The sequence below is a fragment of the Pseudomonadales bacterium genome, from assembly GCA_041395665.1.
Taxonomy (GTDB): Bacteria; Pseudomonadota; Gammaproteobacteria; order Pseudomonadales; family UBA7239; genus UBA7239.
Genome location: JAWLAB010000001.1, coordinates 239,274 through 261,547, shown reverse-complemented (window position 1 = coordinate 261,547; position 22,274 = coordinate 239,274). Strand labels below are relative to the sequence as shown.

Annotated in this window: 24 protein-coding genes; 8 read left to right on the top strand and 16 right to left on the bottom strand. The window is 48.9% G+C overall.

Annotated elements, in window-relative coordinates; all coding sequences use genetic code 11:
* The first annotated feature begins 105 nt into the window (after positions 1–105).
* Complete coding sequence (locus tag R3E63_01440; GenBank protein ID MEZ5538626.1) at positions 106–1,641, top strand: thrombospondin type 3 repeat-containing protein; 1,536 nt, start codon at positions 106–108, stop codon at positions 1,639–1,641.
* Here the strand turns inward: R3E63_01440 and R3E63_01435 are convergent.
* Entirely contained in the window at positions 1,621–3,480 is a 1,860-nt protein-coding gene (locus R3E63_01435; protein ID MEZ5538625.1) for a DUF4105 domain-containing protein, read from the bottom strand. The two genes, R3E63_01440 and R3E63_01435, sit on opposite strands and share 21 nt — an antisense overlap.
* A gap of 70 nt (positions 3,481–3,550) precedes the next feature.
* On the opposite strand from R3E63_01435, the gene R3E63_01430 reads away from it, so the two are divergent.
* The 3 genes from R3E63_01430 to R3E63_01420 are packed head-to-tail and all read left to right on the top strand — an operon-like array spanning position 3,551 to position 5,012.
* Positions 3,551–3,985 carry a hypothetical protein gene (locus R3E63_01430; protein ID MEZ5538624.1) on the top strand — a complete coding sequence of 145 codons (435 nt, stop codon included), beginning with the start codon at positions 3,551–3,553 and terminating at the stop codon, positions 3,983–3,985.
* A 21-nt stretch (positions 3,986–4,006) separates the two neighbouring features.
* Positions 4,007–4,495: a hypothetical protein gene (locus tag R3E63_01425; protein MEZ5538623.1), complete on the top strand. Its 489-nt coding sequence runs from the start codon at positions 4,007–4,009 to the stop codon at positions 4,493–4,495.
* Positions 4,496–4,502: 7 nt separating this feature from the next.
* The gene (locus R3E63_01420; GenBank protein ID MEZ5538622.1) at positions 4,503–5,012 is read left to right on the top strand and encodes a hypothetical protein; all 510 of its coding nucleotides are present in this window, start codon (positions 4,503–4,505) and stop codon (positions 5,010–5,012) included.
* Positions 5,013–5,081: 69 nt separating this feature from the next.
* Here R3E63_01420 and R3E63_01415 read toward each other — a convergent pair whose 3' ends face one another.
* The 10 genes from R3E63_01415 to pcnB form a co-directional block, all read right to left on the bottom strand.
* Positions 5,082–6,014 (bottom strand): dihydropteroate synthase, encoded by a 933-nt coding sequence (locus R3E63_01415; protein MEZ5538621.1) that lies wholly within the window; start codon positions 6,012–6,014, stop codon positions 5,082–5,084.
* A 137-nt stretch (positions 6,015–6,151) separates the two neighbouring features.
* Positions 6,152–7,540 (bottom strand): monomethylamine:corrinoid methyltransferase, encoded by a 1,389-nt coding sequence (locus R3E63_01410; protein MEZ5538620.1) that lies wholly within the window; start codon positions 7,538–7,540, stop codon positions 6,152–6,154.
* Positions 7,540–8,199, bottom strand: a complete 660-nt coding sequence (locus R3E63_01405) for a cobalamin-dependent protein (GenBank protein MEZ5538619.1) — start codon at positions 8,197–8,199, stop codon at positions 7,540–7,542. Before R3E63_01405 ends, R3E63_01410 begins: the two co-directional genes overlap by 1 nt.
* A gap of 36 nt (positions 8,200–8,235) precedes the next feature.
* Entirely contained in the window at positions 8,236–10,314 is a 2,079-nt protein-coding gene (locus R3E63_01400; protein ID MEZ5538618.1) for an ASKHA domain-containing protein, read from the bottom strand.
* The gene (locus tag R3E63_01395) at positions 10,311–10,949 is read right to left on the bottom strand and encodes a TetR/AcrR family transcriptional regulator (GenBank protein ID MEZ5538617.1); all 639 of its coding nucleotides are present in this window, start codon (positions 10,947–10,949) and stop codon (positions 10,311–10,313) included. The genes R3E63_01400 and R3E63_01395 overlap by 4 nt, the downstream gene beginning before the upstream one ends.
* A gap of 69 nt (positions 10,950–11,018) precedes the next feature.
* A complete protein-coding gene (gene gmk / locus R3E63_01390; GenBank protein ID MEZ5538616.1) occupies positions 11,019–11,636 on the bottom strand; it encodes a guanylate kinase in 618 nt (205 codons plus the stop codon).
* A 24-nt stretch (positions 11,637–11,660) separates the two neighbouring features.
* A complete protein-coding gene (panB, locus tag R3E63_01385) occupies positions 11,661–12,452 on the bottom strand; it encodes a 3-methyl-2-oxobutanoate hydroxymethyltransferase (GenBank protein MEZ5538615.1) in 792 nt (263 codons plus the stop codon).
* Positions 12,453–12,466: 14 nt separating this feature from the next.
* The gene (locus R3E63_01380) at positions 12,467–13,180 is read right to left on the bottom strand and encodes a deoxynucleoside kinase (GenBank protein MEZ5538614.1); all 714 of its coding nucleotides are present in this window, start codon (positions 13,178–13,180) and stop codon (positions 12,467–12,469) included.
* Positions 13,177–13,683, bottom strand: a complete 507-nt coding sequence (folK, locus tag R3E63_01375) for a 2-amino-4-hydroxy-6-hydroxymethyldihydropteridine diphosphokinase (GenBank protein ID MEZ5538613.1) — start codon at positions 13,681–13,683, stop codon at positions 13,177–13,179. Before folK ends, R3E63_01380 begins: the two co-directional genes overlap by 4 nt.
* Complete coding sequence (pcnB, locus tag R3E63_01370; GenBank protein ID MEZ5538612.1) at positions 13,684–15,078, bottom strand: polynucleotide adenylyltransferase PcnB; 1,395 nt, start codon at positions 15,076–15,078, stop codon at positions 13,684–13,686.
* Between the two features lie 220 nt (positions 15,079–15,298).
* Here pcnB and R3E63_01365 point away from each other — a divergent pair, with 220 nt between their 5' ends.
* On the top strand, positions 15,299–15,538 hold the full coding sequence (locus R3E63_01365) for an Lpp/OprI family alanine-zipper lipoprotein (protein ID MEZ5538611.1): 240 nt from the start codon (positions 15,299–15,301) through the stop codon (positions 15,536–15,538).
* A 176-nt stretch (positions 15,539–15,714) separates the two neighbouring features.
* Here the strand turns inward: R3E63_01365 and R3E63_01360 are convergent, their stop codons facing one another.
* Both R3E63_01360 and R3E63_01355 read right to left on the bottom strand, forming a co-directional pair.
* Positions 15,715–16,656 (bottom strand): L,D-transpeptidase family protein, encoded by a 942-nt coding sequence (locus tag R3E63_01360; protein ID MEZ5538610.1) that lies wholly within the window; start codon positions 16,654–16,656, stop codon positions 15,715–15,717.
* The gene (locus R3E63_01355) at positions 16,653–17,105 is read right to left on the bottom strand and encodes a L,D-transpeptidase family protein (protein ID MEZ5538609.1); all 453 of its coding nucleotides are present in this window, start codon (positions 17,103–17,105) and stop codon (positions 16,653–16,655) included. The genes R3E63_01360 and R3E63_01355 overlap by 4 nt, the downstream gene beginning before the upstream one ends.
* Positions 17,106–17,385: 280 nt before the next feature.
* Here R3E63_01355 and R3E63_01350 point away from each other — a divergent pair, with 280 nt between their 5' ends.
* Positions 17,386–18,024, top strand: a complete 639-nt coding sequence (locus R3E63_01350) for a DUF47 family protein (GenBank protein ID MEZ5538608.1) — start codon at positions 17,386–17,388, stop codon at positions 18,022–18,024.
* Between the two features lie 35 nt (positions 18,025–18,059).
* Positions 18,060–19,067, top strand: a complete 1,008-nt coding sequence (locus R3E63_01345) for an inorganic phosphate transporter (GenBank protein ID MEZ5538607.1) — start codon at positions 18,060–18,062, stop codon at positions 19,065–19,067.
* Between the two features lie 16 nt (positions 19,068–19,083).
* Here R3E63_01345 and cmoB read toward each other — a convergent pair whose 3' ends face one another.
* From cmoB to R3E63_01330, 3 genes are read right to left on the bottom strand one after another with little or no spacing between them, the layout of a single operon-like run.
* Positions 19,084–20,073, bottom strand: a complete 990-nt coding sequence (cmoB, locus tag R3E63_01340; protein ID MEZ5538606.1) for a tRNA 5-methoxyuridine(34)/uridine 5-oxyacetic acid(34) synthase CmoB — start codon at positions 20,071–20,073, stop codon at positions 19,084–19,086.
* Positions 20,070–20,792: a carboxy-S-adenosyl-L-methionine synthase CmoA gene (gene cmoA, locus R3E63_01335; protein ID MEZ5538605.1), complete on the bottom strand. Its 723-nt coding sequence runs from the start codon at positions 20,790–20,792 to the stop codon at positions 20,070–20,072. The genes cmoB and cmoA overlap by 4 nt, the downstream gene beginning before the upstream one ends.
* Before the next feature lie 2 nt (positions 20,793–20,794).
* Positions 20,795–21,691, bottom strand: coding sequence for an aldo/keto reductase (locus R3E63_01330; GenBank protein ID MEZ5538604.1), 897 nt, complete (start codon positions 21,689–21,691; stop codon positions 20,795–20,797).
* A gap of 92 nt (positions 21,692–21,783) precedes the next feature.
* Between R3E63_01330 and R3E63_01325 the strand changes: the two genes are divergently transcribed.
* Positions 21,784–22,272 (top strand): YajQ family cyclic di-GMP-binding protein, encoded by a 489-nt coding sequence (locus R3E63_01325; protein MEZ5538603.1) that lies wholly within the window; start codon positions 21,784–21,786, stop codon positions 22,270–22,272.
* Positions 22,273–22,274 lie beyond the last annotated feature (2 nt).

The following is a 22,274-nucleotide window of genomic DNA, read 5'->3' as shown; positions in this document are numbered from 1 at the left end:
ATCATCGATTGCTGGTTATAAAACGCCCCGCTTGCGGGGCGTTCTTGTATCTGGATATCGCTATACTGCCTCGATCCCCTAAATATTTCACAACGCTGGATGTTTATGTACCTCGCCAAACATTTTTTTCTTGCACTTTGCTTATCCATCGTTGGTATAACTGTTGTGCAAGCAATGCCCAACGATAGAGATAATGATCGTCTTAGCGACGAACTGGAGCAGTCTGTTGGGCGCAACCCAGATCGTGCTGACTATATCGTTAGTGCGGGCTATCGCCGAAGTTGTGCGCTGGATGACAGCGGCGTGCAGTGCTGGGGCAGTGAGCCGCGTATGGGCGTTACGCCAAGTTTTGCACATCCGTTTGCACTCAGCGTCAGTAACACACACGCCTGTGTAATCGGTGATAACGGTGTGCAGTGTTGGGGAAACAACGCGCACGGTGAAGCTACCGCGCCTGTGTTGCACAAGCCAGAGGCTGTGAGCGTGGGTTGGTACCACAGTTGTGCGGTAGACACGAAAGGTGTGCAGTGTTGGGGCGATAACAGTCGCGGACAATTGAATGCACCAAAGAAACTAAAAAATATAAAACAAATTGCGGCGGGCGGTTTTCATACCTGTGTATTAGATGAAAAAGGTGTGAGCTGCTGGGGCGATAATTGGGCGCAACAATTGGATGTGCCCGCCTTAGTAAATCCGCATCAAATCACCTCTGGCAATCACCACAGTTGTGCTTTGGATGATCGCGGTGTGGTGTGTTGGGGCGATATTTATTTTGATGAAGAAGCGCGTGATCCCGATGTGTTAAAAAATTATAAAAAGCGTGTTGTGCCACCATTACAAAATCCACGACAAATCAGTGCGGGTTTTGATCACACTTGCGCATTAGACGATACCGGTGTTGTCTGTTGGGGAGCGCGTGATCGCGGCCAGTCAGACCCACCAAAAGATTTATTAAAACCACCTGTTTTTTCTATTAGTGCTGGTTGGTACAGCACCTGCGCGTTAGATTCTGTGGGTGTGAAATGTTGGGGCGATAACGCCAATAAACAAACAGAAGTGCCGTCGTTATTTTTTGATGCGGACCGTGATGGCATTGTGGATACAAAAGATAATTGCCCACAAACACCAAACACAGATCAATTGGATGCCGATAAAGATGGGCAAGGTGATGCCTGTGATGCTGATGATGACAATGACGGCATTGCCGATGACTTAGATAATTGTCCGCTGGTGGCAAATCCTGATCAAAAAGACAGCGACGGCGATAAAGTTGGCGATGTGTGTGATGCATTTCCCAATGATTCTACCGAATCCGTTGATACGGATCGTGATGGTGTGGGCGATCAGCGCGACAATTGTCTCAATGTAGCGAATCCTGATCAAAAAGACAGTGATGGCGACAAAATAGGCGATGTTTGTGATAACGACAAAGACAATGACGGCGTATTAGATGACAAAGACAATTGCCCGCTGGTGGAAAATCGTAATCAAAAAGATACGGATAAAGATGGTGTCGGTGATGCCTGCGATGATGATGACGATAATGATGGAATTCCTGACAAGCAGGATAAAAGTCCATTAAAACCAGCAAAACAAAAGGCAAAAAAACCGGAGCAGAAATTAGAAAAAGGTGCGCAGTGATAATTGAAAGCGATCGCGTGTCGCGTCGTCGTTTTCTTCGTGACTGTAGGAAAAATACGCCGATAAATCTTTAGTGATGCGATAGCTGGCTTCAGTATTAAAGCGTGTGAGTGCATCACTGCTGTTGATCAAATACTGTTGTTGGCTGGCGTCTGCTGACCAACTCCAATTCGTGGTTTGATACAGCGCGCCGACTCTTACACCAGCACGCAAATCCCAATCCTTATTCAGAGAGCCATTGGTGAGTGCGCCGCCAATTATTTCAGCGTGACACAATAGAGGCCCACAATGTTTGGCAATGCCGCGATAGCCTTCAATCATATTGGCAAGCCGCACTTTGTTGCCCAGTAATTCGCGCTGCCGTACAACAGAAATTCCCCAAGAAGCTTCTTGAAAAAAATCATCCGAAGGGCTGTAAGATTGTAAATCAAACCAGCGAATGTTATCTAAGTTAATAGATGCGTCATTAGACGGATCAATGCGCACTTGAAAATTTAAAACTTCCAATTGCACGCCTTTTTGATAAGCGATTAGTGGGTCGTGAAAATCATGAAAGGCATAGCGCGTACCTAGTGTTAGATAATCTTTGCCATCATCGTGTTGCCAACCCGTTTGTACGCGCATGATGTCGTGGCCGGTCGTGGTGGGATCTGGCGCAGTTAGTGGTGGTGATTTTCCCTGTGTGACAGTGTTTATTTTGAATTGTTGTTGTATCGCTTGATGCGCTTGTTGTGCGTGTAATGTTTTTTTATTTGGATCAGTCTGTATTTGAATGCTGCGGTATTTTCTCGTTGCTTCTAGTACGGGCTCATCAACTACCTGTTCAATAGACATTTTTCCTTGCAGCAGCTCTTTTAACTGCTGGTTTTGCTCCGGTGTGAGGTTTTCTAATGAGGCATAAAATCTTTTTCGTGCAGATGGGATGTAGCGCGTTTTAGAAATTAAATGGTTAGCTTGTAGAGCTTTTATCGTATCGATAGGGATAGTGTGTGTGGTGAACTGTTCGCGCAGATTATGTGTTGGTGTAACCACATCCAGTAGTGAAATAAGTCGATAAGAACAGTTTTCATCTAAAAAGAAATAATTAAAGCTACTTCCTTTCACTTCCCATACATGGTCAATAAATTCACGAACTTTATCTTGTGTTAATGCAAGTGTGTATTCACGGATATCACGATCTTCGTTGTCACTATAGGTACGAAGTCTTTCAAAGTAGGGGTCTAACGCAATCACGCCAGGGAAGCGACCTGTTAAACCTTTTGCCACATATAAAACAGCGCTATTGTCGGTAGCGCCAACATCGGCGTAGTAACTGATAGTTTGTGAGAGCAATACAGGTTTTTCAATTTTGTCTTTGGCATCAATTCGTAGAAAAGTGTGGCCAAAAATGGAAGCAATTTTTTTGAGGTAGGGATCGGGGTAAACCAAGGTGATTTCTTCTGGCGAAAACTGCATGCGCCAATCTGCCAGCGCCGTACATTGAAGGTTATTCGGTTTTTGCAAGGCTAAGTGTCGAGCGAGAAAAGCTGCGCGCGCAGGAAAGCGGCACCATGCGCTTCTGTCATTGCTGTGCGCTTGTTGCAGTGCTGAAATGGTGGCGCGGAGTTCGGCGGCACTGTCATCGTTTTTGCCAGAGAGAAAAAAACTGTTGTCATCCACTTCGCTGCGATAGTTGCCGGTGAGTGGATTTTTTTGCATATGCAACAGTGCCAACCACTGTGGATGTTGTGATAAGACTTGGTCGTTATTGTGCGTATCTGCACTGACAAGAGTGCTACGAGTAGTAAGCAGCACAAAAAAAATTGCCAATAAAATAAGCGTGACGAATCGGCGTGGCATGGGACATTGACAGCAGTGAAGTGCGCGTTATTGTATCGGTGTCACAGATTTTTGGTGAGATATGCGTGTAATGCCGACATTGTTTTGCGTGGCTATTTTGTTGGCAGGAGCTTCTAGTGCATTGGCTTCTGGCGGCACTTGTACGCTACAGCCCCTATCAGTCCAGCTGAGATTGCCTTCGGTCTATCAAGGGGATATGCAAAGTAGTGAACTAGCGTATCGTCGCCAGCTTTTACGCTTTACTAAAGGATTTTATGGTGCGTTAGCGCAGGATATTTTGCGTGGCGAAGGAGAGTATCTCAGCACACTAAAGCAACTCATGGGCTCAGACGGTGATGCTTGTTTGTATACTTACCGACAGCTATTGTTAAAAGAAACCAGCGGTGAAGATTTTGCGTTAGCTTTGTGGATGTGGCGCACTGAGAATGTAGCAGCGATGCCAACGCAGGTAACTACTACGATGCCAGTACAGGATTGGGGTGTTGTTACCGTCGATCATGAATAATTATTTCTAGGAGCTATCACAGTGGCGGTACAGTACGGAATAAAACGCAGAATTCCTCCAACAAAAGTACTCAATGGTAAAGGGGCATTGGCTTATGTTGATGATATCGCGGTCATGATTACCACGATTGAAAAATGGACAGAAAAAGACATTGTGCAGTTGCTAGAAGAAAGCGCGCGCTTAGGCCAACAAAAAACAGCACCAGCGGCGATTACCCATTTTCTGGGTGAAACTTTGGGCGCTGCAGCATCACAAAGAAAATTAGTGGTTGATTGGATGGCGAATAACAATATTGAACCGTCACCGCGCACGATTACGATGACAGACTCTGCTCTGATACGCGCCGCATTAACGGCATATTCGTGGTTAACAAAAACAGAAATGAAAGCGTTTGCTTCAAAAGATTTGCCAGCAGGTTGTCAGTGGTTAGTGCGCGATTTGGATACTAATGCAGAGGATGTGGTGCAAGCGGTTCAAGGCTGCTACAAAATTTTGAATGTAAAAATTTAAAAGGAAAATGAATTGGGAAGGATGGCGCAGTATGTTTAATCACGATTACAGCAAGATTCATATCAAGCCCATGCTGTTGTTGAAAGGTAAGGCTAGCTTTGCGCAAATTCACGATGTCACAATGATTATTAGTGATATTCCTAAATGGAATGATGCACTGGTGTTGCAATATCTCAACGAGGTATCCAAGGCAGGTAATGGTGTGTCTGTGCCCGCCAATGTCGCTATTTTTTTGGGCGATGTATTTGATGCGGGCCAGCGCAAGTTGGCAACAGATTGGACTACCGATCAAGGGTTTGAGCCGTCAAAACGCACCACTATGATTTCAGATTCTTTGCTGATTCGCGGCGCATTGACAGCGTATTCATGGCTCACCAAAACAGAAGCTAAAGCGTTTGCCATGAAAGATCATGTGTCGATGTGTGACTGGATTACCAAAGGGCAGATTGCTACTTCAGCGGATGTGCATGAAGCATTGTCCATTTCCTTTCATTTGCTGGGAAAAAAACTGGGATAGTTGTTAAATATGAGCGAATAAAAAAGCCGACATTGCTGTCGGCTTTTTGTTATAGCGAGGCAGGGTTAATTAAGCTTCGCTGCCGTCTTTCGCTGCGGCGCGGCGCGCTTCACGCTCCGCTTTTTTACGCGCTTTTTCTTCTTCCTGCGCTTGTTTTTCTGCGAGCTTGGCTTTCATCTCGTCAGACATTGGCGTTAACAAAACACCATCGCGGTGCGCTTGAATGTAATCGCCGCATTTTTCGTCTTCGCCCATCAGTGCGCGAATGGCGTAAATCATCGCGCGCATTTCTTTCACGCGCGGGTTGATCATGAAGCCTTCCATACCGTTTGCAGCCAACATTGCTACATAAGTACGGTTTAGCAGTGCGCGGTGTGGCATGCCAAAGCTGACATTCGATAAGCCGCAGAAAGTACGCACTTCAGGAAATTCTGCTTTCATCATTTGCAATAAATCAAAGCTGATTGGGCCGACATTGTCGTCAGTGCCGAGTGGCAGAATGAGTGGGTCGATCCACAAGTTTTTATCAGCAACGCCAGCGTCGCGCGATTTGTTGACCAATTCTTTACAAATTGCAAAACGGCCTTTAGCAGTGTGATTGATGCCGTTGTCATCCAACAACAATGCAACAACGCCCGTGTTGTATTTGGCGACCAACGGCAATAAATTTTGCGCACTGCCTTGTTTGTTATTGATAGAACTGAGCACGGGGTATTGACCTTGCCAGTCTATCGTTTCCATCGCGTGCTTGAGAGCAGGTGGGTTGGAACTATCGAGCACGAGAGGGATATTGGTTACTGCGCGCACGCTTTCGATCATCCACGGCAAATCGATCAATTCATCGCGACCAGTAACCTGTGCGTTCAAATCCAAATAATCGGAATCTGCTTCAACTTGTTCTAATGCAACTTGTTGGATGTAAGCTGTGTCGTGTGCTTTTACTGCGTCACAAATGGCAGGAATGGTGGCGTTTAAGGATTCGCCGATAACAACAACGGCCATAATTTTCTCCGTATTTAATTCAATCAAAAAAAGAGTACCCCTCCGTCGTTACGCGACACCTCCCCTATTGCACAGGGGAGGATTTGCTCCCCCTGCAAAGTAGGGGGAGTGGCTCGCAGAGCCGAGGGGGTCGGTTTTTATTTCAGCGCTTTCAAACCCATGTCATACAGTTCTTGTTTGACACGGTTGTAGTCTTCCAGCAGACCAGCTTTCGGTTCGCATTTTTCGCAATCGTAAGCGTCGGTGAAGTGACGAGGGCCGGCGCCACTCGCTTTGTGCTTCTCGGTTTCTTCATTGCGTTTGGCGAAGATTTTGTTCATCAAAATATCCGCTTCTTTCGGGTCTTGTACTTCCAAAGTTGCTTGCATGACTTCGCCGACCAAGCGCGTTTCTAAACCGGAGTGGCCGCCGATCCACACATAGCCCATGCCATTGATGGTGTTGGATACCGTCATCGCCTGCGCCTGCCAGATACCGGCGTAGGTACGCCAGTACGGCTCCATGCCTGCGCACACAGAAGCGATAGGCACTTTGACATGGCGCTCAAACGCGCGCGTCGCAGCGGCGACCGCCCACTGAGTCTCTTGGTCAGACCAAGTGCCATTGAGGTGGTTGGCAAACATCTGTGTCATGCCGCCGTGGCCGTAAGACAACTGGCCGAGGGCGTTACACACGATACCGATTGCAGTTTCTGCGCCGTCGCGACAGATGGCGCCTGTGAGTGATACGCACGAAGTCCACGGCTCAATGCCGCGATCTTGGCAGTATTTCGCCATCATGAAAGCGTTCCAGTCGATTTTCATTTCTGGAATGATGTGGATACCAATTTGTGTGTTCCATGTTTTGCGGCGATCAGGATTGTGATCGTCGATACAGGCAAACGATGCAGCGGCAGAAGAAGCCGTGCACAACAAACCTTGGTGCATGCCAGGACGACCTTCTTCGCGGCAGATGCGTTGGATTTCTGCACACTCCCACTGGGCAGCATACATTTCAGACAGCGTGCCCGCTTTTGCTGAGTGGCCGTGAATCACTTCGATGCCGCCAGTGATACCCATCGCCTTGTTCGTTTTTTCTTTCACGAAAGAACGGATGTACGGGTCGTGCCAGTCTTCACCGATAACACCGCAAGGGCCGCCGGCAAGAATTGGTAATTTTTTCTCAAACGCTTTGCGGTAGGTGTATTCAATACGATCGTCGCCTTGGCCGAATTTTGAAACGCGTGGATTAGAGTTGTAGAACTCTGCTGTGTCGCGAATTTCTTGTTCAGTCAACGCAATCACACGGAAAGTGTTGTTGTGATAAATGCCGCACTCCGCTAACAATTTCACCGCCGCGTTAAAAACGCCGTCAGCAATTTCATCAGAAATAACCGTGCTGTCTGGTGTGTAGACTACGCCAAACTCTTCTGCTGCTTTACGCAGCGTACGAGACCATTTAATGTCAAACTTGCTGGATTTTTCTAAAACCTCGCCAGTTTCTGCGCGGCTTTGAAACTCCATAATATCCAATAATTTACCGGCCATTATGCTGCTCTCCCAAAATGTGCTGCCATAATATTCTTGCAGAGTGTTACTGCTTCCATCGCGTTAGGCGCCCAACCGTCTGCACCCATCATGTTGGATTTTTCTTGATTGGTTTCCGCGCCGCCCATCACAATTTTAAATTGATCTTGTAAGCCCATGTCGCGCACATAGTTCACCACATCGCGGCAGTTAGGAATGGTGGTTACCAAGAAAGCAGACAAGCCGATGATGTTGGCTTTCTTTTCTTTTGCTGCGTTGATGAATGCCATCGAATCGACATTCACACCGAGTTGATGCACTTCAAAACCTGCGAGTTCTAATTGTTTTGCCACCAAGCCGTAACCAATATCGTGCAAGTCGCCGGAAACTGCACCGATAACGACTGTGCCTTGGCGTTCGCCATCCGATGATTTAGGCAAATGCGGGTTGATGATTTTGATGCAGTTTTCTGCCAACTCGCCACCGACCATCAATTCCGCCAAAAAATATTCTTTGGCTTCAAACAATTGACCAATTTTTTCCAAACCTTTAACGACACCGTCTTTCAATACAGAAACAGGATCTAAACCTGCGTCTAAACATTCTTGCACCAGCTCGGTTGCTTCGTCATCAAGATCGGCAATCAGTTCGGCAATTTCTGCAATATCGTTTTGATCCATGGTGGTTTCCTCGATTGTTAATTGGAGATAGTTTTATTATTCGGCAACGGCGCGTTCGCGACGGCGACGACGGGTTTCCGTGGCTGGCGGAGCAGGCTGGATACCATAGCGTGCCAGTGATGGAAATGCATGTTTTTTGTGCGGCAATAGCGTGGAGTCCACGAAGTGCGGCACAAAGCTGGATTCGTTGGTGAGTTCGACATAATGAATGCGGCGCGCAATGTGTTCGGCTTCTTCGCGTTTGGCGCGATTCATCAAGGCCATGCGCGCGCCATCACCGGCGGCATTGCCTACCGAGTGCATATTTTCAAAGCCGACATCTTGGAACAGCCCGATCATCAACGAGCGGCGCAAATCGAGATGCGAACCGAAAGCGCCCGCGAGTATCACTTTTTCTGGTTTGTCGCGGCCGAGTTTGTCGAGCAACACTTGGATACCGGAATACACAGCCGCTTTTGCTAACTGCACATTGCGCACATCGTCGATGGTCATAGTGATGTCGCGACCGAGTGCGGTTTCATTTGCCCAAGCGATAACAAATTCTGGATCGCCGTCTTCGCCGCGACGCAAACGCGGTGTGTCAATTTCCATGTTGAATTTGCCGTTGGTGGCGAGTACGCCCACTTTGTACAACTCACCTACTGCATCGATGATGCCGGAGCCGCACAAACCAATCGCGCCGATATCGCTCGCTTCTAAACGAGTATTCCACGCTTCTTTGCCGATCACTTTGAAGCGCACATCGTAATTTTTTTCGATGCGCACTTTTTCAATCGCGCCGCGTGCCGCGCGTACGCCGTATTTAATATTCGCACCTTCCAGCGCAGGGCCAGTTGGGCAAGAAGTGGAATAAATTTTTTCGCGATTACCCACCAAAATCTCGCCATTGGTGCCGATGTCGACAATTGCCATCAACTCGTCGGAATTGTAAGGCTCCAAAGCGATGGCAACGGCCGTGTTATCGCCACCGACAAACCCTGCTTGGTTAGCAAGCAAATGCACATTAATAGAAGGCAATACATGTTCTAAATGTAAATCGCGTGCTCTCACATTCACCGAATGTGCGATGCGCGGATTAAACGGTGATTTGCCGAGAGAATCTGGATCTAAGCCGAGAAAAATATGGTGCATACAAGTGTTGGCAACCAACACGATCTCACTGATATCTTCTGCCGTAAAACCTGCCGCTTGCGTGACGCGACTGGATAATTCGCTCAACGCACCCGTTACTGCTTTTTGCATACGATCCAGTTTTTCTGGATTGTCACTGGAGGCGATGCGATTCATCACATCATCGCCGCCGATACGAATTTGTGGGTTCATCACTGATTCGGTCGCCAGCGTTTCGCCCGTGTGCATATCGCACAAATACGAAGCCATCGTCGTGGTGCCGAGATCAACCGCCAAGCCCAACCACTGTTGCGTGGTGTCACCATTTTCAATGCGAATAATTTCGCCGGATTGATGGATGTCGGCTGTCCACACGGTGGCGGTGAGGTGCATCACTTTTGCGCGCTGTGGTTTGGCGATATCGCTCAATTGTTTCAAGGCCGTGAAGTCGATGCGTACTTCAATATTGTGTTCTGCTTTCAGTGCATCGCGCAGGCGTTCAAAATCACCGCGATGATCTTCTAAGGTTGGCGCAGGCACGGTGACGAAATATTTGCGCGTCACAGGGTCGCGCACAGCAATCGGTTTGCCAGCTGCTTTGCGCACAATCGCTTCGCGCACGCGTGCTTCTTCTGGAATAAAAACTACCGCATCGCCGAGGACGCGTGTTTGGCAACTCAAGCGTTCGCCATTTTTGTAACTATGTTTTTTAGCGAGCTTTTCTTCGTGGCTGCTGGCGGGCGTGACATGCGATTCACGCGAGCGCAAACCGTGACGCGTCGCAGCCGTCACCATGTGTCCCATCGACAACTCGTGGCCTTCGTCATCGAAAGTGCCGTCTAACACCTGGCATTTACATTTGGCGCAAGCGCCGGTGCCGCCACAAATCGATTCGATGCCTACGCCGAGCTCGCGCGCGGCGGTTAAGAGCGGCGTGCCTGCCGCGAACTGCCCTTTTTGACCAGAGGGCAGGAACAGGACATCAAATTTCTCAACGGCGCTCATGCGGCATCTCCTGTACTGAGCATATGGCGAGCCACGCGCTTCAACTCCTGTTTATAGGTATCCAGCCGTGCAACCGTTTGGGCATTGGCCAGCAGCGGCGCGTCCATGATGAAGAACATCGACGCGCCAGCGAGAATCGACCAAAACTGCACAGGGTCAATGTCGCGGAAAGTTTTATTGCTGCGACCTTCCTCCAGCGTGCCAATCAAACGGGCAAACATGGGGTCGACAAAGCGTTGTACTTCAGGGCGCAAGCCGCCCTCGGAGCCAGCGACTTCGCGCATAAATAGGCGCATCAGCGTGGGGCGTTCACCGGCAAAATCCAGCCAGGCCTCAACGGCGGCTTCGATGCGCTCTGGTAGGTCGGCGGTGGAGGTCAGCGCGGCGTGGATGTGGTCGTTCAGCTGTGTAAACAAGCGCTCCAGCACGGCGTTGTACAGCGTTTCCTTATCCTGGAAGTGGTAGATCACCGCTGTGCGTGTGATGCCGACATCTTCGGCGATGTCTTCTAAACGCGTGGGATAAAAGCCTGTGGCGGCAAAGCGCAACTCTGCCGCGCTGAGTATCAACTCGCGTGTTTCGTCCGCTTTGAGGGTGGTGCGGCGGGGGGCTGAGGCTACGGAACTTACTGACATGCAAGTAGCTTACTCATGAGTAAGTTTTCTTGCAAGCGGTAGCGGGTGGAGGGATTTTCGAGAGGGCGATCAGTTCAACAGCGAGGTGAGCAAACTGTCTAGCGTGTCGAGCTGGTGTTCTTGACGCAAAGGCTGTGCTTGCATGATGGCGGCGAGTTCAGAGAGCGCTTTCTCAAAGCTGTCGTTTACGATCAAGTAATCCGCAGAAGAGTAATGTGTGATCTCGTCGCGCGCTTGCGCCATACGCTTTTGAATGGTGATGTTATCGTCTTGCCCGCGTGCATTGAGGCGCTGCTGTAGCGCATCCAGCGAGGGTGGCAAAATAAAAATACCGATACTGTTGGGCATCAAACGGTGTACTTGCTGTGCGCCTTGCCAATCAATTTCCAAAATAACATCGCGCCCTTCAGTCAGTGTTTGCTCTACCCAGTGCTGTGAAGTGCCGTAAAGATTGCCGAAGACTTCGGCGTGCTCAAGGAACTCGCCGCGGTCAATCATGGCGGTGAAACGATCGCGATTGATGAAGTGGTAGTTCACGCCATTGGTTTCGCCGGAGCGTTGTGCGCGGGTGGTGTGTGAAATGGAAACGGTGAGTGCAGGAATTTTTTCCAGCAGGGCTTTGACCAAGCTGGTCTTGCCTGCGCCAGAAGGAGCGGAAACGGTGTACAAAATGCCGCGTCGTTGCATGGTGCTTCCCACAATATTTATTTGTTAGCGAAAACTGTGTTCATCAGTGGGGAAAGCCCCACTTTTGACTTCTTCGACATAAGCGCGCAATGCGGCAGGAATGTCATCGTTTTCGAGTAAAAAGTTTTTGGTAAATTTCGGCGCGCGGCTGGGCGTTAAGCCGAGCATGTCATACAGCACTAAGACTTGCGCATCGGTGTGTGAGCCTGCGCCTATGCCAATCACTGGAATGTGCAGCGTGCGCGAGACTTCCGCTGCGAGTGATGAGGGCACACATTCCAACACCAATAAATCTGCACCGGCTTGTTCCAGTGTTTGCGCATCTTGCAAAATTTGTTGCGCATCATCGCCGCGACCTTGCACGCGATAGCCGCCAAATTTATTCACGGATTGCGGCGTTAAACCTAAATGTGCACAAGTCGGTATGCCGTGCTGTGACATACGATACAGCGTATCCGCCAACCATGCGCCACCCTCCAATTTCACCATTTGCGCACCGGCTTGCATCAAGGTTGTTGCATTGTTTAAAGCGGTGTCGGTATTGCTGTAACTCATGAATGGCATGTCGGCCATGATGAAAGAGCGCTTTGCCCCGCGTTTTACCGCAGCAGTATGGTAAGCAATTTGCTCAACGGTGACTGGCAGTGTGGTGTCGTGGCCTTGAATGACCATGCCCAAAGAGTCACCGACCAAAATAACTTCTACTTCCGCTTCGCTGATGAAATGCGCAAAAGTGGCATCGTAGGCGGCGAGAACGGCAAATTTTTCGCTCTCCTGCTTCATAGCCTGCAGTGTGTTGATAGTAATCGTGCGCATCGAATCAGCCTTAATTAAATCGTCGATGGATTGTAATAGTGACGACCATTGCGAATCGTCAACATATATTCAACAAGCGAGCGATAGTGTTGTGCATTGTTAGCTAAATCAATCTCTGCCGCATTAACAATCAATAATGGCGCATCGTTGTAGTAGTGAAAAAATTGTGTGTACGCTTCGTTGAGTTGCTGTAAATATTCTTGATCGATGCGCTGCTCGGCGGCGATACCGCGCTGGCGTACGCGCTTTAATAACACTTCAATCGGCGCTTGTAGATAAACCACTAAATCGGGTTTAGGTACATCGCAGATCAATTGATCATACACTTTACGGTATAAGCTGAATTCGTCATCGTCTAGAGTTACGCGTGCGAACAAAGGATCTTTATTTAAAAGAAAATCCGCAACGCGCAGAGGAGAGAACATATCGTCTTGGCGCAGCTCTTTAAATTGCTGGCTGCGTTGAAAAAGAAAATGCAGTTGTGTGGGTAACGCATTGCGTTTGCGATCTTGATAAAAGCGCTCAAGAAATGGATTTTCTTCAGCCGCCTCTAATAGAGTTTTGTAATTAAAGGTGCTGGCTAACCGTTTGGCTAATGTGGTTTTGCCTACACCAATATTGCCTTCTACAGCAACAAAGCGCGGCAGTGTGCGACCTTCAAAATCAAAATGCAGATTGTCGAAGGTGCCATCTGTGATTGGGCTATATTGTGTGGAAATATTGGTCATCTTGCTGCGTTGGTGCGCGGTAATCGCCACAACCCCTCACTTGGTAGTGCCGACAATAATGACGCAACACTGCACCCGTTGGGAAGCACAAGCTGCGGCGCAATGTCGAACAGCGGTGCTAAAACAAAAGCACGCTCTTGCATACGAGGGTGCGGCACGGTGAGTCGATCATCATCTACGCAATGCAGGTCGTAGAGCAGCAAATCTAAATCCAGCGTGCGTGCGCCCCAGCGTTCGTGACGCACACGGTGTTGCTGTTGCTCAATGGCTTGCAGCGCATCTAAGAGAGAGTGCGGGGAGAGTGTAGTGTGTAAACATGCTGCACCATTGATGTAGTCGGGCTGATTAGCAGGGCCGCCAACAGGGTGGCTGCCATACCACGGCGAAACGGTAATCACTTGGATATTGGGCGTGCGTTGCAAAGAAGTGATGGCCGTCTGTACTTGTTGCAGAGGTTCAGCCAAATTGCTGCCGATACCGATGTACGCAGTCGCTATAGCCATTTAGTGTGTGGGCGGATGCGTGTTGCTAGGTGAGCGAGTCGCGCTGCGTCGCCGGCGCGGTTTGTTATTGCTGCTGCCACTGCGTTGCAAATGTTGTCGCATTTGCTCGCGTGTATCGGGTGAAGCTTTTTGATACTCGGTCCACCACGCACCTAAATCTTGCAACTCTTCGCCCGCTTGTTCGCGCAGCAATAAAAAATCATAGGCAGCACGAAAACGCGGATGCTCCAGTAATTGATCGGCGCGTCCACCCTGCCTGCGCGTCAATAACCATTGCAACTCCCATATTTCTTGCATGGGTTGTGTGAATCGTCGCGGAATGCCAATCAATTTTGTTTGCTCGCCGATAATCTTCGGCATCACTTTTTGTAGTGCTTGATGCGGATGCATACCGTTTTTTTGTTCGCGCTGTTGTTCCTGTTGTAGTGCAGGCCAGAGCAATGCCGCACATAAAAAAGCGGGTGTAACACGCAAATCATTGTTGATGCGTGTATCGGTATTGGTAAAAGCTTGGCGTATCAATCGGTCAGTGTAGTTGCCGTTTTCCAATAAGCGTGCTGCGCTAGGGAATAAAATGTGAAAGAGCCGCTGCTGCACCATTAGATCAAAAGTTTTAACGGCATAGCCTGCCATAAACAGTTTCAGCATTTCATCGAATAAGCGCGCATTGGAAATGTCGCGTAATAGTGGCGCAAGTTTAGTAATTGGGGCCGCAGTATTTTTTTCGATAGAAAAATTTAACTTGGCCGCTAAACGCACTGCACGCAGCATACGCACAGGGTCTTCGCGGTAGCGTGTTTCCGCATCGCCGATAATTTTTATTTGTCGTTTTTCTATATCTTTTAATCCGTGACAAAAATCACGAATATGATGATCGGTGCCGTAGTACAACGCATTAACGGTGAAATCGCGACGAATTGCATCTTCTTCAATGCTGCCGTAAACATTGTCGCGCAGCAGCAAACCGCTGTCGTGTGCGATGGCATCTTTTGTACTCTCGGCGTTGCTGTGATGACCGCGAAAAGTCGTGACTTCAATCGTTTCGCGGCCAAACAATACATGCACGATGCGAAAGCGGCGACCGATGATGCGTGAGTGACGAAACACTTGCCGCACTTGCTCGGGGGTGGCGCTGGTGGCGACATCAAAATCTTTGGGGCGCAAGCCGAGCAGTAAATCACGCACGCCGCCGCCGACGATGTGTGCGTCATAACCGGCTTCTTGTAAGCGCCGAATCACTTGCAGGGCGTGATTGTTTATTTTTTGTTCAGGAATGCCGTGTTGCTGTGGGGTAACAAGATCAGCTGATTTAGGTTTGCGAGACTTCGAGCCGGAGTTGGATGTGCCTTTGGTTGTGCGCACTTCGGAGATGCGGTGTTTTATCCAATCCAGCATGGAAGTTGATGGTCAAAGAAAGTGGTAGTGCGGGTCAGTGTAGCACAGCGTTTCTTGGCGGTAGCTGCACCGTTGAAGCTGCAAAAAAATGTTGCGTTGGTTGTACTAGAGGGAGTGCAAGTAATAAAGATATTGTGCTAGTCTAGCGCCGTCCTCATTGGCAGGGGGGATTAATGAAGATCCTGCCTTAATCATTACTTGATAATCCATGGAGTCTCTGATGAAAACTACTCTGTTGAAAGCATCTGTTGTTGCTGCAACTCTCGTGTTGGCTGCTGGTTGCGCAAGCAACGGCGACTTGGACAAAGTGCGCCAAGAAGCTGCTGCTGCTCAGCAAACTGCTGATGAAGCAAAAGCTGCTGCTGCAACTGCTCAGCAAACTGCTGACGAAGCTAAGCAATTGGCTACTGATGCAAACACTAAGATCGACCGCGCTTTCAGAAAATCAATGTACAAATAAGTTTTGTGCAAAGATGACTGACTGCTGAGGAGAAATCCTTAGCAGCTTAGCGAGAACCCGCTACGCGTTGTGAGACGAATAGCGGGTTTTTTATGCGTGTTCAATTTGTGCACACATAAAAAAGCCCAGATAAAACTGGGCTTGGAATGATTAGCCTCTTGTGTGCGAGGCGGGGGTTATTGAGCGCTGCTATTTTCGGCAACGGTAATGCGTGGGCCTACGGCTACGGGTAAGCCGGTAGCTTCCACTTTTGCCTGTTCAACAGCCTGCCAGTCGACGGGGTAGTCCATATAAGCTTGCAGCTGCTTGTGAACCAGTTGGGTCAGTGCCGTGGAGCTACTTTGCTGGTGCGTAGATCCGCCTTCCTCTAGTGAATGCACTTCAACATACAGCACGCCATCGCGCCAGCCGACTTTATACGGCTGATTGACGATGCGTACGGTGGTGCCGACAGGCACTCTTTCAAACAAGCGCTGCACATCTGGTGCATACAGTCGCATACAGCCGTGGGTGACTTGCATGCCGACACCGTTTTCATTGTTGGTACCGTGCAACAAATAACCCGCAGTACCAAGGTATAAAGCGTATTTGCCCAACGGGTTGTCAGGGCCTGGCGGCACCACCGCTGGTAGTGGATCGCCTTTCTGCAAATGCTCTTTGCGGATAGATGCTGGTGGATACCAAGTTGGGTTGGCTGCCTTGCGGACAATTTTGGTGGTAACGAGCGGTGTGTTCCACTCCGTGCGGCCTACGCTGACGGGATAGGTTTCTACGGTGCCTGTTGATTTAGGAAAGTAGTAGAGGCGCATTTCAGAGACATTGATGACAATACCTTCGCGCGGTGCTTCTGGGAGGATGTGCGCATGCGGCAGGATGAGTGTGGAGCCATCAGCCGGCATCCAAGGGTCAATGCCGGGGTTGGCGGCAGATATTTCGTCATAGCCAAAGCCGTGCAGGCGACCCAAATCAATCAGCGTGTCTTTACGGCCTACCGTAATGCGCTGCTCTTTGCCCACGAGCCCATCATCGCCTTGCGGTAACGAAAAAGTAGTGGCGTGTAGCGAGCTTGCCGTTGCTGCCAAACCGAAGGCAAAAGCGAGGGAATAACAATTTTTCATGGACGAATCTCAATAGGGGTGCCGATAGGCATTAGTTTCCATAGGCGATCCATTTCCTGATTGGTGACAGCCACGCAGCCGTTGGTCCAATCGACCGAGCTGTGTGTGCGACCCACCCACTCAAAGCCATTTTCAAGGCCGTGAATGGCAATGCTACCGCCAGGTCTGCAATTGCGTTGCTTGGCAACAGCAATGTCGTTGGCATTGGGATAGTTCAGCATTAAGGAGCGGTAGAAGCGTGATTGTGTATTTTGCCCTACAACCTTGTATTGCCCCTCAGGGGTTTTGTAGTCACCTTCACAGTTTTTTGGGCCTACGGGTTCGCGCCCTAAAGCAATACGGTATGAAGCTACTACATGGTTGCCTTGGTAAACCGTCATGGTGCGCTTACCTTTCTCAATTACGACACGGTCAACTTTTTTTGTAGCTGGTTGCGGCAATTTACGCACAATCTTCTGCGGGGAGGCTTTTTTATGCCGGAACCAAGAGGAGGTGTTTTCGCAACCCGATAGTGGAATAAGCGTCATGGATAGCAAGACAAGCAAGGGGCGAGTGTAGCGAGGAGTGGTCATGTGCAAATCAAATTCACTGTGTGCCGGTGCGGTCACGGCTGCCATGGATGGGGTGATTAACGGGACATTTTCGTCGATCGCGTAATTGTCTCACAGACTGTCACGGCATTGCCAGAAGCGGTATCCTTGCGCCCCTCGCGATCAGCCCAGGTGTTCTATGTTTGGCCGTTTCATTCCAAAAGAAGTGAAGTTCTTTGATATGTTCAATGCGCATGCCAAAGAGATTGTTCGCGGCGCTGATGCGCTGGTCGCAGTTATGGCTGCTTTGAATCAGTCGCAAGCGGCGGCGGCGGCACACGCTGAGGCTTTGGATGTGATTGAGGCGCGCGCAGACAAGATCGCCGATGAAGCCATGGTGATGTTGCACTCTACTTTTATTACCCCGCTGGATCGTGATGAAATCCATTTATTGATGAAATATTTGGATGATGTTTTGGACACCATGCAGGATGCAGCCGGTACCGTCACCACTTACGACATCAATCGCGCGACGCCACACGCTATTCGATTTGCCGAAATTATTCGCGACTCCTGTCAAATTTTGGAAACAGCGGTAGGCATGCTGCATAACATGGACAATGGCCCAGCGATTCTTGAGGCTTGTAAAGAAATTAATCGTCTGGAATCAGAAGCTGATGTGGTGCTGCGTGATGCAATGTCAAAATTGTTTCGTGAAGAACCCGATGTGCGAGAGTTAATAAAACTCAAAGCGATCTACGAATTACTAGAAGCCGTGACTGACTGCTGCAAAAATGTCGCCACGATTCTTGAAGAAATTGTGCTCGAAAATTCTTAATTCCCTGACCACTCACCGATAAGTAACCAGCCACTATGGATCACATAACCATATCATTTGGTGTCTTAGCATTTCTGGTGTTTTTGGCGCTGGCTTTTGATTTCATGAATGGATTTCATGATGCAGCCAATGCAATTGCTACGGTAGTGTCTACGCGTGTACTCAAGCCGCATCACGCGGTCATGATGGCCACTTTCTTTAACTTTATCGCTATTTTTGTTTTTCATTTAAAAGTAGCGACGATGGTAGGTAAGGGCACTATTGATCCGTCTATTGTCGACCACTATGTAGTATTCGGCGCGTTATCAGGTGCGATTGCGTGGAATATCATCACTTGGTATTACGGTATTCCTTCGTCATCTTCACACGCATTGATCGGCGGCTTGATTGGCGCTGCCTTAATTAAAGCAGGTCCCAGCTCATTAATTTCCAGCGGCATTATGAAAACCGTTGCGTTTATTGCGATTTCTCCGTTGGTAGGAATGTTGCTCGGCGGTTTGATTATGTTGTTAATCAGCTGGATTTTTCGCAGTCAAACGCCGCGCCGTGTAGAAAACTGGTCGCGTCGTTTGCAGCTGATTTCAGCATCGGCGTATGCGTTAGGTCACGGTGGCAATGACGCACAAAAAACCATCGGTATTATTTGGATGTTGTTGATTGCTGCTGGTGTGACAGGGCAGGACGAGCATGTGCCGTACTGGGTAGTTTTGGCGTGTTATTCGGCGATTGGTTTAGGTACAGCATTTGGTGGCTGGCGCATTATCCGTTTGATGGGGCAAAAAATTACTAAGCTCAGCCCTGTAGGTGGTTTTGCCGCACAAACGGCAGGCGCAACGATGTTGTTTGTCGCCACTTCGCTGGGCATTCCCGTATCGACCACACACACCATTACCGGTGCGATTGTGGGTGTGGGTGCGAATAGAAAATTATCTGCCGTGCGTTGGGGTGTTGCTGGCACTATCGTTTGGGCGTGGATTTTCACTATCCCCTGCAGCGCATTAATCGCCGCCATTTTCTGGGGTATTGGTAAATTAGTGCTTTGATTGCGCCGCTGCGCTTTTATGCATAAGCCGTGATGATAGCGCGGCGCGGTGCTGGGTAGCCTTCAACCGTTTTGTTGTTATTTTCTGGATCTAAAAAATCACTCAGCGATTGGAAACGCATCCAATCGGTGCTGCGCTGTTCTTGTATGGATGTTTGATTGACATCGATCACGCGAATGTCATTAAAACGCAATTTTTTTAACCAATTGACTAATTCGGGAGCGCTGGGCAAAAACCAAACATTGCCCATTTTGCCGTAGCGCCCTTCGGGAACGAGTACGGTATTTTCATTGCCTTCAATCACTAAAGTTTCCAATACCAATTGCCCATTGGGTTTGAGTAATTGCTTGAGTTCTAATAAGTGATCCATGGGCGAGCGGCGGTGATACAGCACGCCCATCGAAAAAACTGTATCAAAGGCTTGCAAGTTAGCCGGCAAATCTTCGCAAGCAGTTGGCACAACAAATACGCGTTCATCCTGTAAAAAATGTTGCAGCGCCCAGTACTGCACTACAAATAAAGGTGAAGGTTCTATGCCTATTACTAAATCTGCGCCTGCCCCACGCATACGCCATGCGTGATAACCGCTGCCGCAACCAACATCCAACACGGTTTTTCCGCGCAGCGAATCTATATGCGGTGCGAGGCGTTGCCACTTCCAATCGGAACGCCATTCTGTGTCGATAAAAATATCAGCGATATTGAATGGGCCTTTGCGCCACGGGTGCAAGCCGCGCAAAGCGGTTTCTAGTTGCGTTGCTTGTTCTGTGTTAAGTGGATTTTGCGGCGTGAAAGAAACGGTATCGCTATCGAGAGAAACATTGCCTTTGTCTAAGACGGGAAGTTGCGCAACGCAATCCAACCAACGCGGTAAGTCACCCCAGCGCTCGCGATTGAAATGTTTCTCGATTGTAGAAGACAGCGTTTCTAGCCACGGTTCTAAGGCAGTATTTTTTAAGTGAGCGAACAGCGGTGTGTAGTCGCCAGTTTGGATGTGTCCAGTCATTTAATGGCGACCAAAGAAATAAAATTAAAACACTGAAACCATACGCCGATGGTTTGAAAGCCAGCTTTGCGAAGGCGTGCTTCGTGTGCGGCTAATGTTTCTGGGATAAGCACATTTTCCAATGCGGTGCGTTTTTGACTGACTTCTAACGCGGAATAGCCGTTAGTCATTTTGAAATCGTGATACAGCTCGGTGGTCAGTGCCTGCATTTCTGCGTTTTCAAAACAAATTTTTTCAGACAGGATCACCGCACCATTAGGTAGCAATCCTTCATAAATATTTTGCAATACTCTTTCACGCTCAGCGAGTGGCACAAACTGCAAAGTGAAATTGAGCACAACCACGCTGGCATTATTGATGGGAGTGTCTTGTAAGTTTTCGCACAGCAATTCAAGTTTGGCGTTTGATGATAAAGACGACAGCGCATCCGCGCAGCGCGTCAACATCGCTTTCGAATTATCAACTGCAACAAAAGTGATCGGACGATTATTGAGTTGCGCAGCCATCGCCAGCGTCGATGCGCCCAATGAACAGCCGAGATCGTAGCAGCGCGAGTTATCTTGCGCGTGGCGTGTGGCCAGCAAACCCGTCATGGTGATGATATTGCTGTAGCCGGGGATAGAGCGTTGCAGCATATCGGGAAACACAGCAGCAACGGATTCGTCAAAACGAAAACCGGCGATATTGTCGAGGTTGTTGGCGTAAATTGTGTCGCGCATAATTAATTTTGGTCGATGGATAAATCTGCACTGTGTGCATTGCTTTGTAATTGTGCAATGGATTTGATGCCGGGGATAACACTGCTAATGGCTGGATGTTGCAAACACCACGCACACGCCCAGCTTGCGGGATCAACGCCGACAGGCACGTGTTGTAACACTTGCAGTGCTTGCTCTATTTGCTGTTGATTGACTTCGGGTTTGCGCTCTGCGCGCACATCATTGTCGGGAAAAATAGTATCAGGCTGATATTTTCCTGACAAAAAACCGCTGGCGAGTGGTACGCGCGCCAACACGCCGAGATCTTGTCGTTGACAGGAGGGCAGCACGGCGTCCGCAGCTTTGGTGTTAATCGCGTTGTAAATGGTTTGAATCACAGAAACGCCGAGTGCGGTGGCGCGATCTACTTGATACAACTGATTGGGTTGGCCGATAGAAATCCCCAAAAAACGAATTTTGCCTGCTTGTACTTGTTTATTGAGCATCGTCCACAGCGCATCGTTGTCCAGTTGTTCGCGCGTACCGGAATGAAACTGATAAATATCGATGTAATCGGTTTGCAGCGCGCGCAATGAGGCTTCGAGTTGCAGCTGCACTTGTTCCGGTTGCCAGTGCGCTTCAGCGGGTAAATCGCTGGCGCGGTTATGACCAAATTTCGTGGCAATGATCCAGCGTTCGCGCGAGCTCTTTAATGCCTCGCCGATAAACGATTCAGAGACATGGTGGCCGTAACATTCAGCGGTATCGACCAAATTGATGCCCAGCTCTGCGCCGTGCGCGAAAATATCTGACACTTCGCTTTGGTTGAAATGCTTGCCCCAGTGATTGCCGAGCTGCCATGTGCCGATACCGACAGCGGATACCTGTAATTGGGTTTTGCCCAAGCGGCGATATTTCATGTGGGGAGTACCAGAAAGCGGGAAAACATTATTGAACCAATGCTGACTGTTGTAAACTTCGGTGCATATTTGTCTTTCTGTTTGAGGTGCTCATGCCGTCTTTTGACATCGTTTCTGAATTGGATAAACACCAAGTCACCAATGCTATCGATCAATCCAACCGTGTGGTTGGCAATCGTTTTGATTTCAAAGGTGTGGATGCGAAATTTGAATATGCAGATAAAGCGGTGACGATGCGCGCCGAGGCCGATATCCAAATTCAACAAATGTTAGATATTTTGCAGCAGACACTGGTGAAAAGCGGTATCGATTTGGCCTGTATGGAAATCAAAGACATCGAACACAGCGGAAAAACCGTGAAGCAGGTGGTGATTCTTCGCGAAGGTGTCGAGCAGGATTTGGCGAAAAAAATTATCAAGATGATTAAGGACAGTAAATTAAAAGTGCAGGCGGCAATTCAAGGTGAGCAAGTACGCGTGACAGGAAAAAAACGCGACGATCTGCAAGAGGTGATCGCTTTTTTGCGAACTGAGAAAGATGCTATCGGTCTGCCGTTGCAGTTCAATAATTTTCGTGATTGATA

Bases quoted from the DNA above. Each gene is read 5' to 3' on its own strand.
- R3E63_01330 (MEZ5538604.1), bottom strand. From the start codon at position 21,691: ATGAAATATCGCCGCTTGGGCAAAACCCAATTACAGGTATCCGCTGTC.
- cmoB (MEZ5538606.1), bottom strand. From the start codon at position 20,073: ATGACTGGACACATCCAAACTGGCGACTACACACCGCTGTTCGCTCAC.
- R3E63_01345 (MEZ5538607.1), top strand. From the start codon at position 18,060: ATGGATCACATAACCATATCATTTGGTGTCTTAGCATTTCTGGTGTTT.
- R3E63_01365 (MEZ5538611.1), top strand. From the start codon at position 15,299: ATGAAAACTACTCTGTTGAAAGCATCTGTTGTTGCTGCAACTCTCGTG.
- R3E63_01380 (MEZ5538614.1), bottom strand. From the start codon at position 13,180: ATGACCAATATTTCCACACAATATAGCCCAATCACAGATGGCACCTTC.
- R3E63_01440 (MEZ5538626.1), top strand. From the start codon at position 106: ATGTACCTCGCCAAACATTTTTTTCTTGCACTTTGCTTATCCATCGTT.
- cmoA (MEZ5538605.1), bottom strand. From the start codon at position 20,792: ATGCGCGACACAATTTACGCCAACAACCTCGACAATATCGCCGGTTTT.
- R3E63_01430 (MEZ5538624.1), top strand. From the start codon at position 3,551: ATGCCGACATTGTTTTGCGTGGCTATTTTGTTGGCAGGAGCTTCTAGT.
- panB (MEZ5538615.1), bottom strand. From the start codon at position 12,452: ATGCGCACGATTACTATCAACACACTGCAGGCTATGAAGCAGGAGAGC.
- R3E63_01420 (MEZ5538622.1), top strand. From the start codon at position 4,503: ATGAATTGGGAAGGATGGCGCAGTATGTTTAATCACGATTACAGCAAG.
- gmk (MEZ5538616.1), bottom strand. From the start codon at position 11,636: ATGCAACGACGCGGCATTTTGTACACCGTTTCCGCTCCTTCTGGCGCA.
- R3E63_01350 (MEZ5538608.1), top strand. From the start codon at position 17,386: ATGTTTGGCCGTTTCATTCCAAAAGAAGTGAAGTTCTTTGATATGTTC.
- R3E63_01360 (MEZ5538610.1), bottom strand. From the start codon at position 16,656: ATGAAAAATTGTTATTCCCTCGCTTTTGCCTTCGGTTTGGCAGCAACG.
- R3E63_01325 (MEZ5538603.1), top strand. From the start codon at position 21,784: ATGCCGTCTTTTGACATCGTTTCTGAATTGGATAAACACCAAGTCACC.
- R3E63_01410 (MEZ5538620.1), bottom strand. From the start codon at position 7,540: ATGGCCGGTAAATTATTGGATATTATGGAGTTTCAAAGCCGCGCAGAA.
- folK (MEZ5538613.1), bottom strand. From the start codon at position 13,683: ATGGCTATAGCGACTGCGTACATCGGTATCGGCAGCAATTTGGCTGAA.
- R3E63_01435 (MEZ5538625.1), bottom strand. From the start codon at position 3,480: ATGCCACGCCGATTCGTCACGCTTATTTTATTGGCAATTTTTTTTGTG.
- R3E63_01415 (MEZ5538621.1), bottom strand. From the start codon at position 6,014: ATGGCCGTTGTTGTTATCGGCGAATCCTTAAACGCCACCATTCCTGCC.
- R3E63_01405 (MEZ5538619.1), bottom strand. From the start codon at position 8,199: ATGGATCAAAACGATATTGCAGAAATTGCCGAACTGATTGCCGATCTT.
- R3E63_01395 (MEZ5538617.1), bottom strand. From the start codon at position 10,949: ATGTCAGTAAGTTCCGTAGCCTCAGCCCCCCGCCGCACCACCCTCAAA.
- R3E63_01400 (MEZ5538618.1), bottom strand. From the start codon at position 10,314: ATGAGCGCCGTTGAGAAATTTGATGTCCTGTTCCTGCCCTCTGGTCAA.
- pcnB (MEZ5538612.1), bottom strand. From the start codon at position 15,078: ATGCTGGATTGGATAAAACACCGCATCTCCGAAGTGCGCACAACCAAA.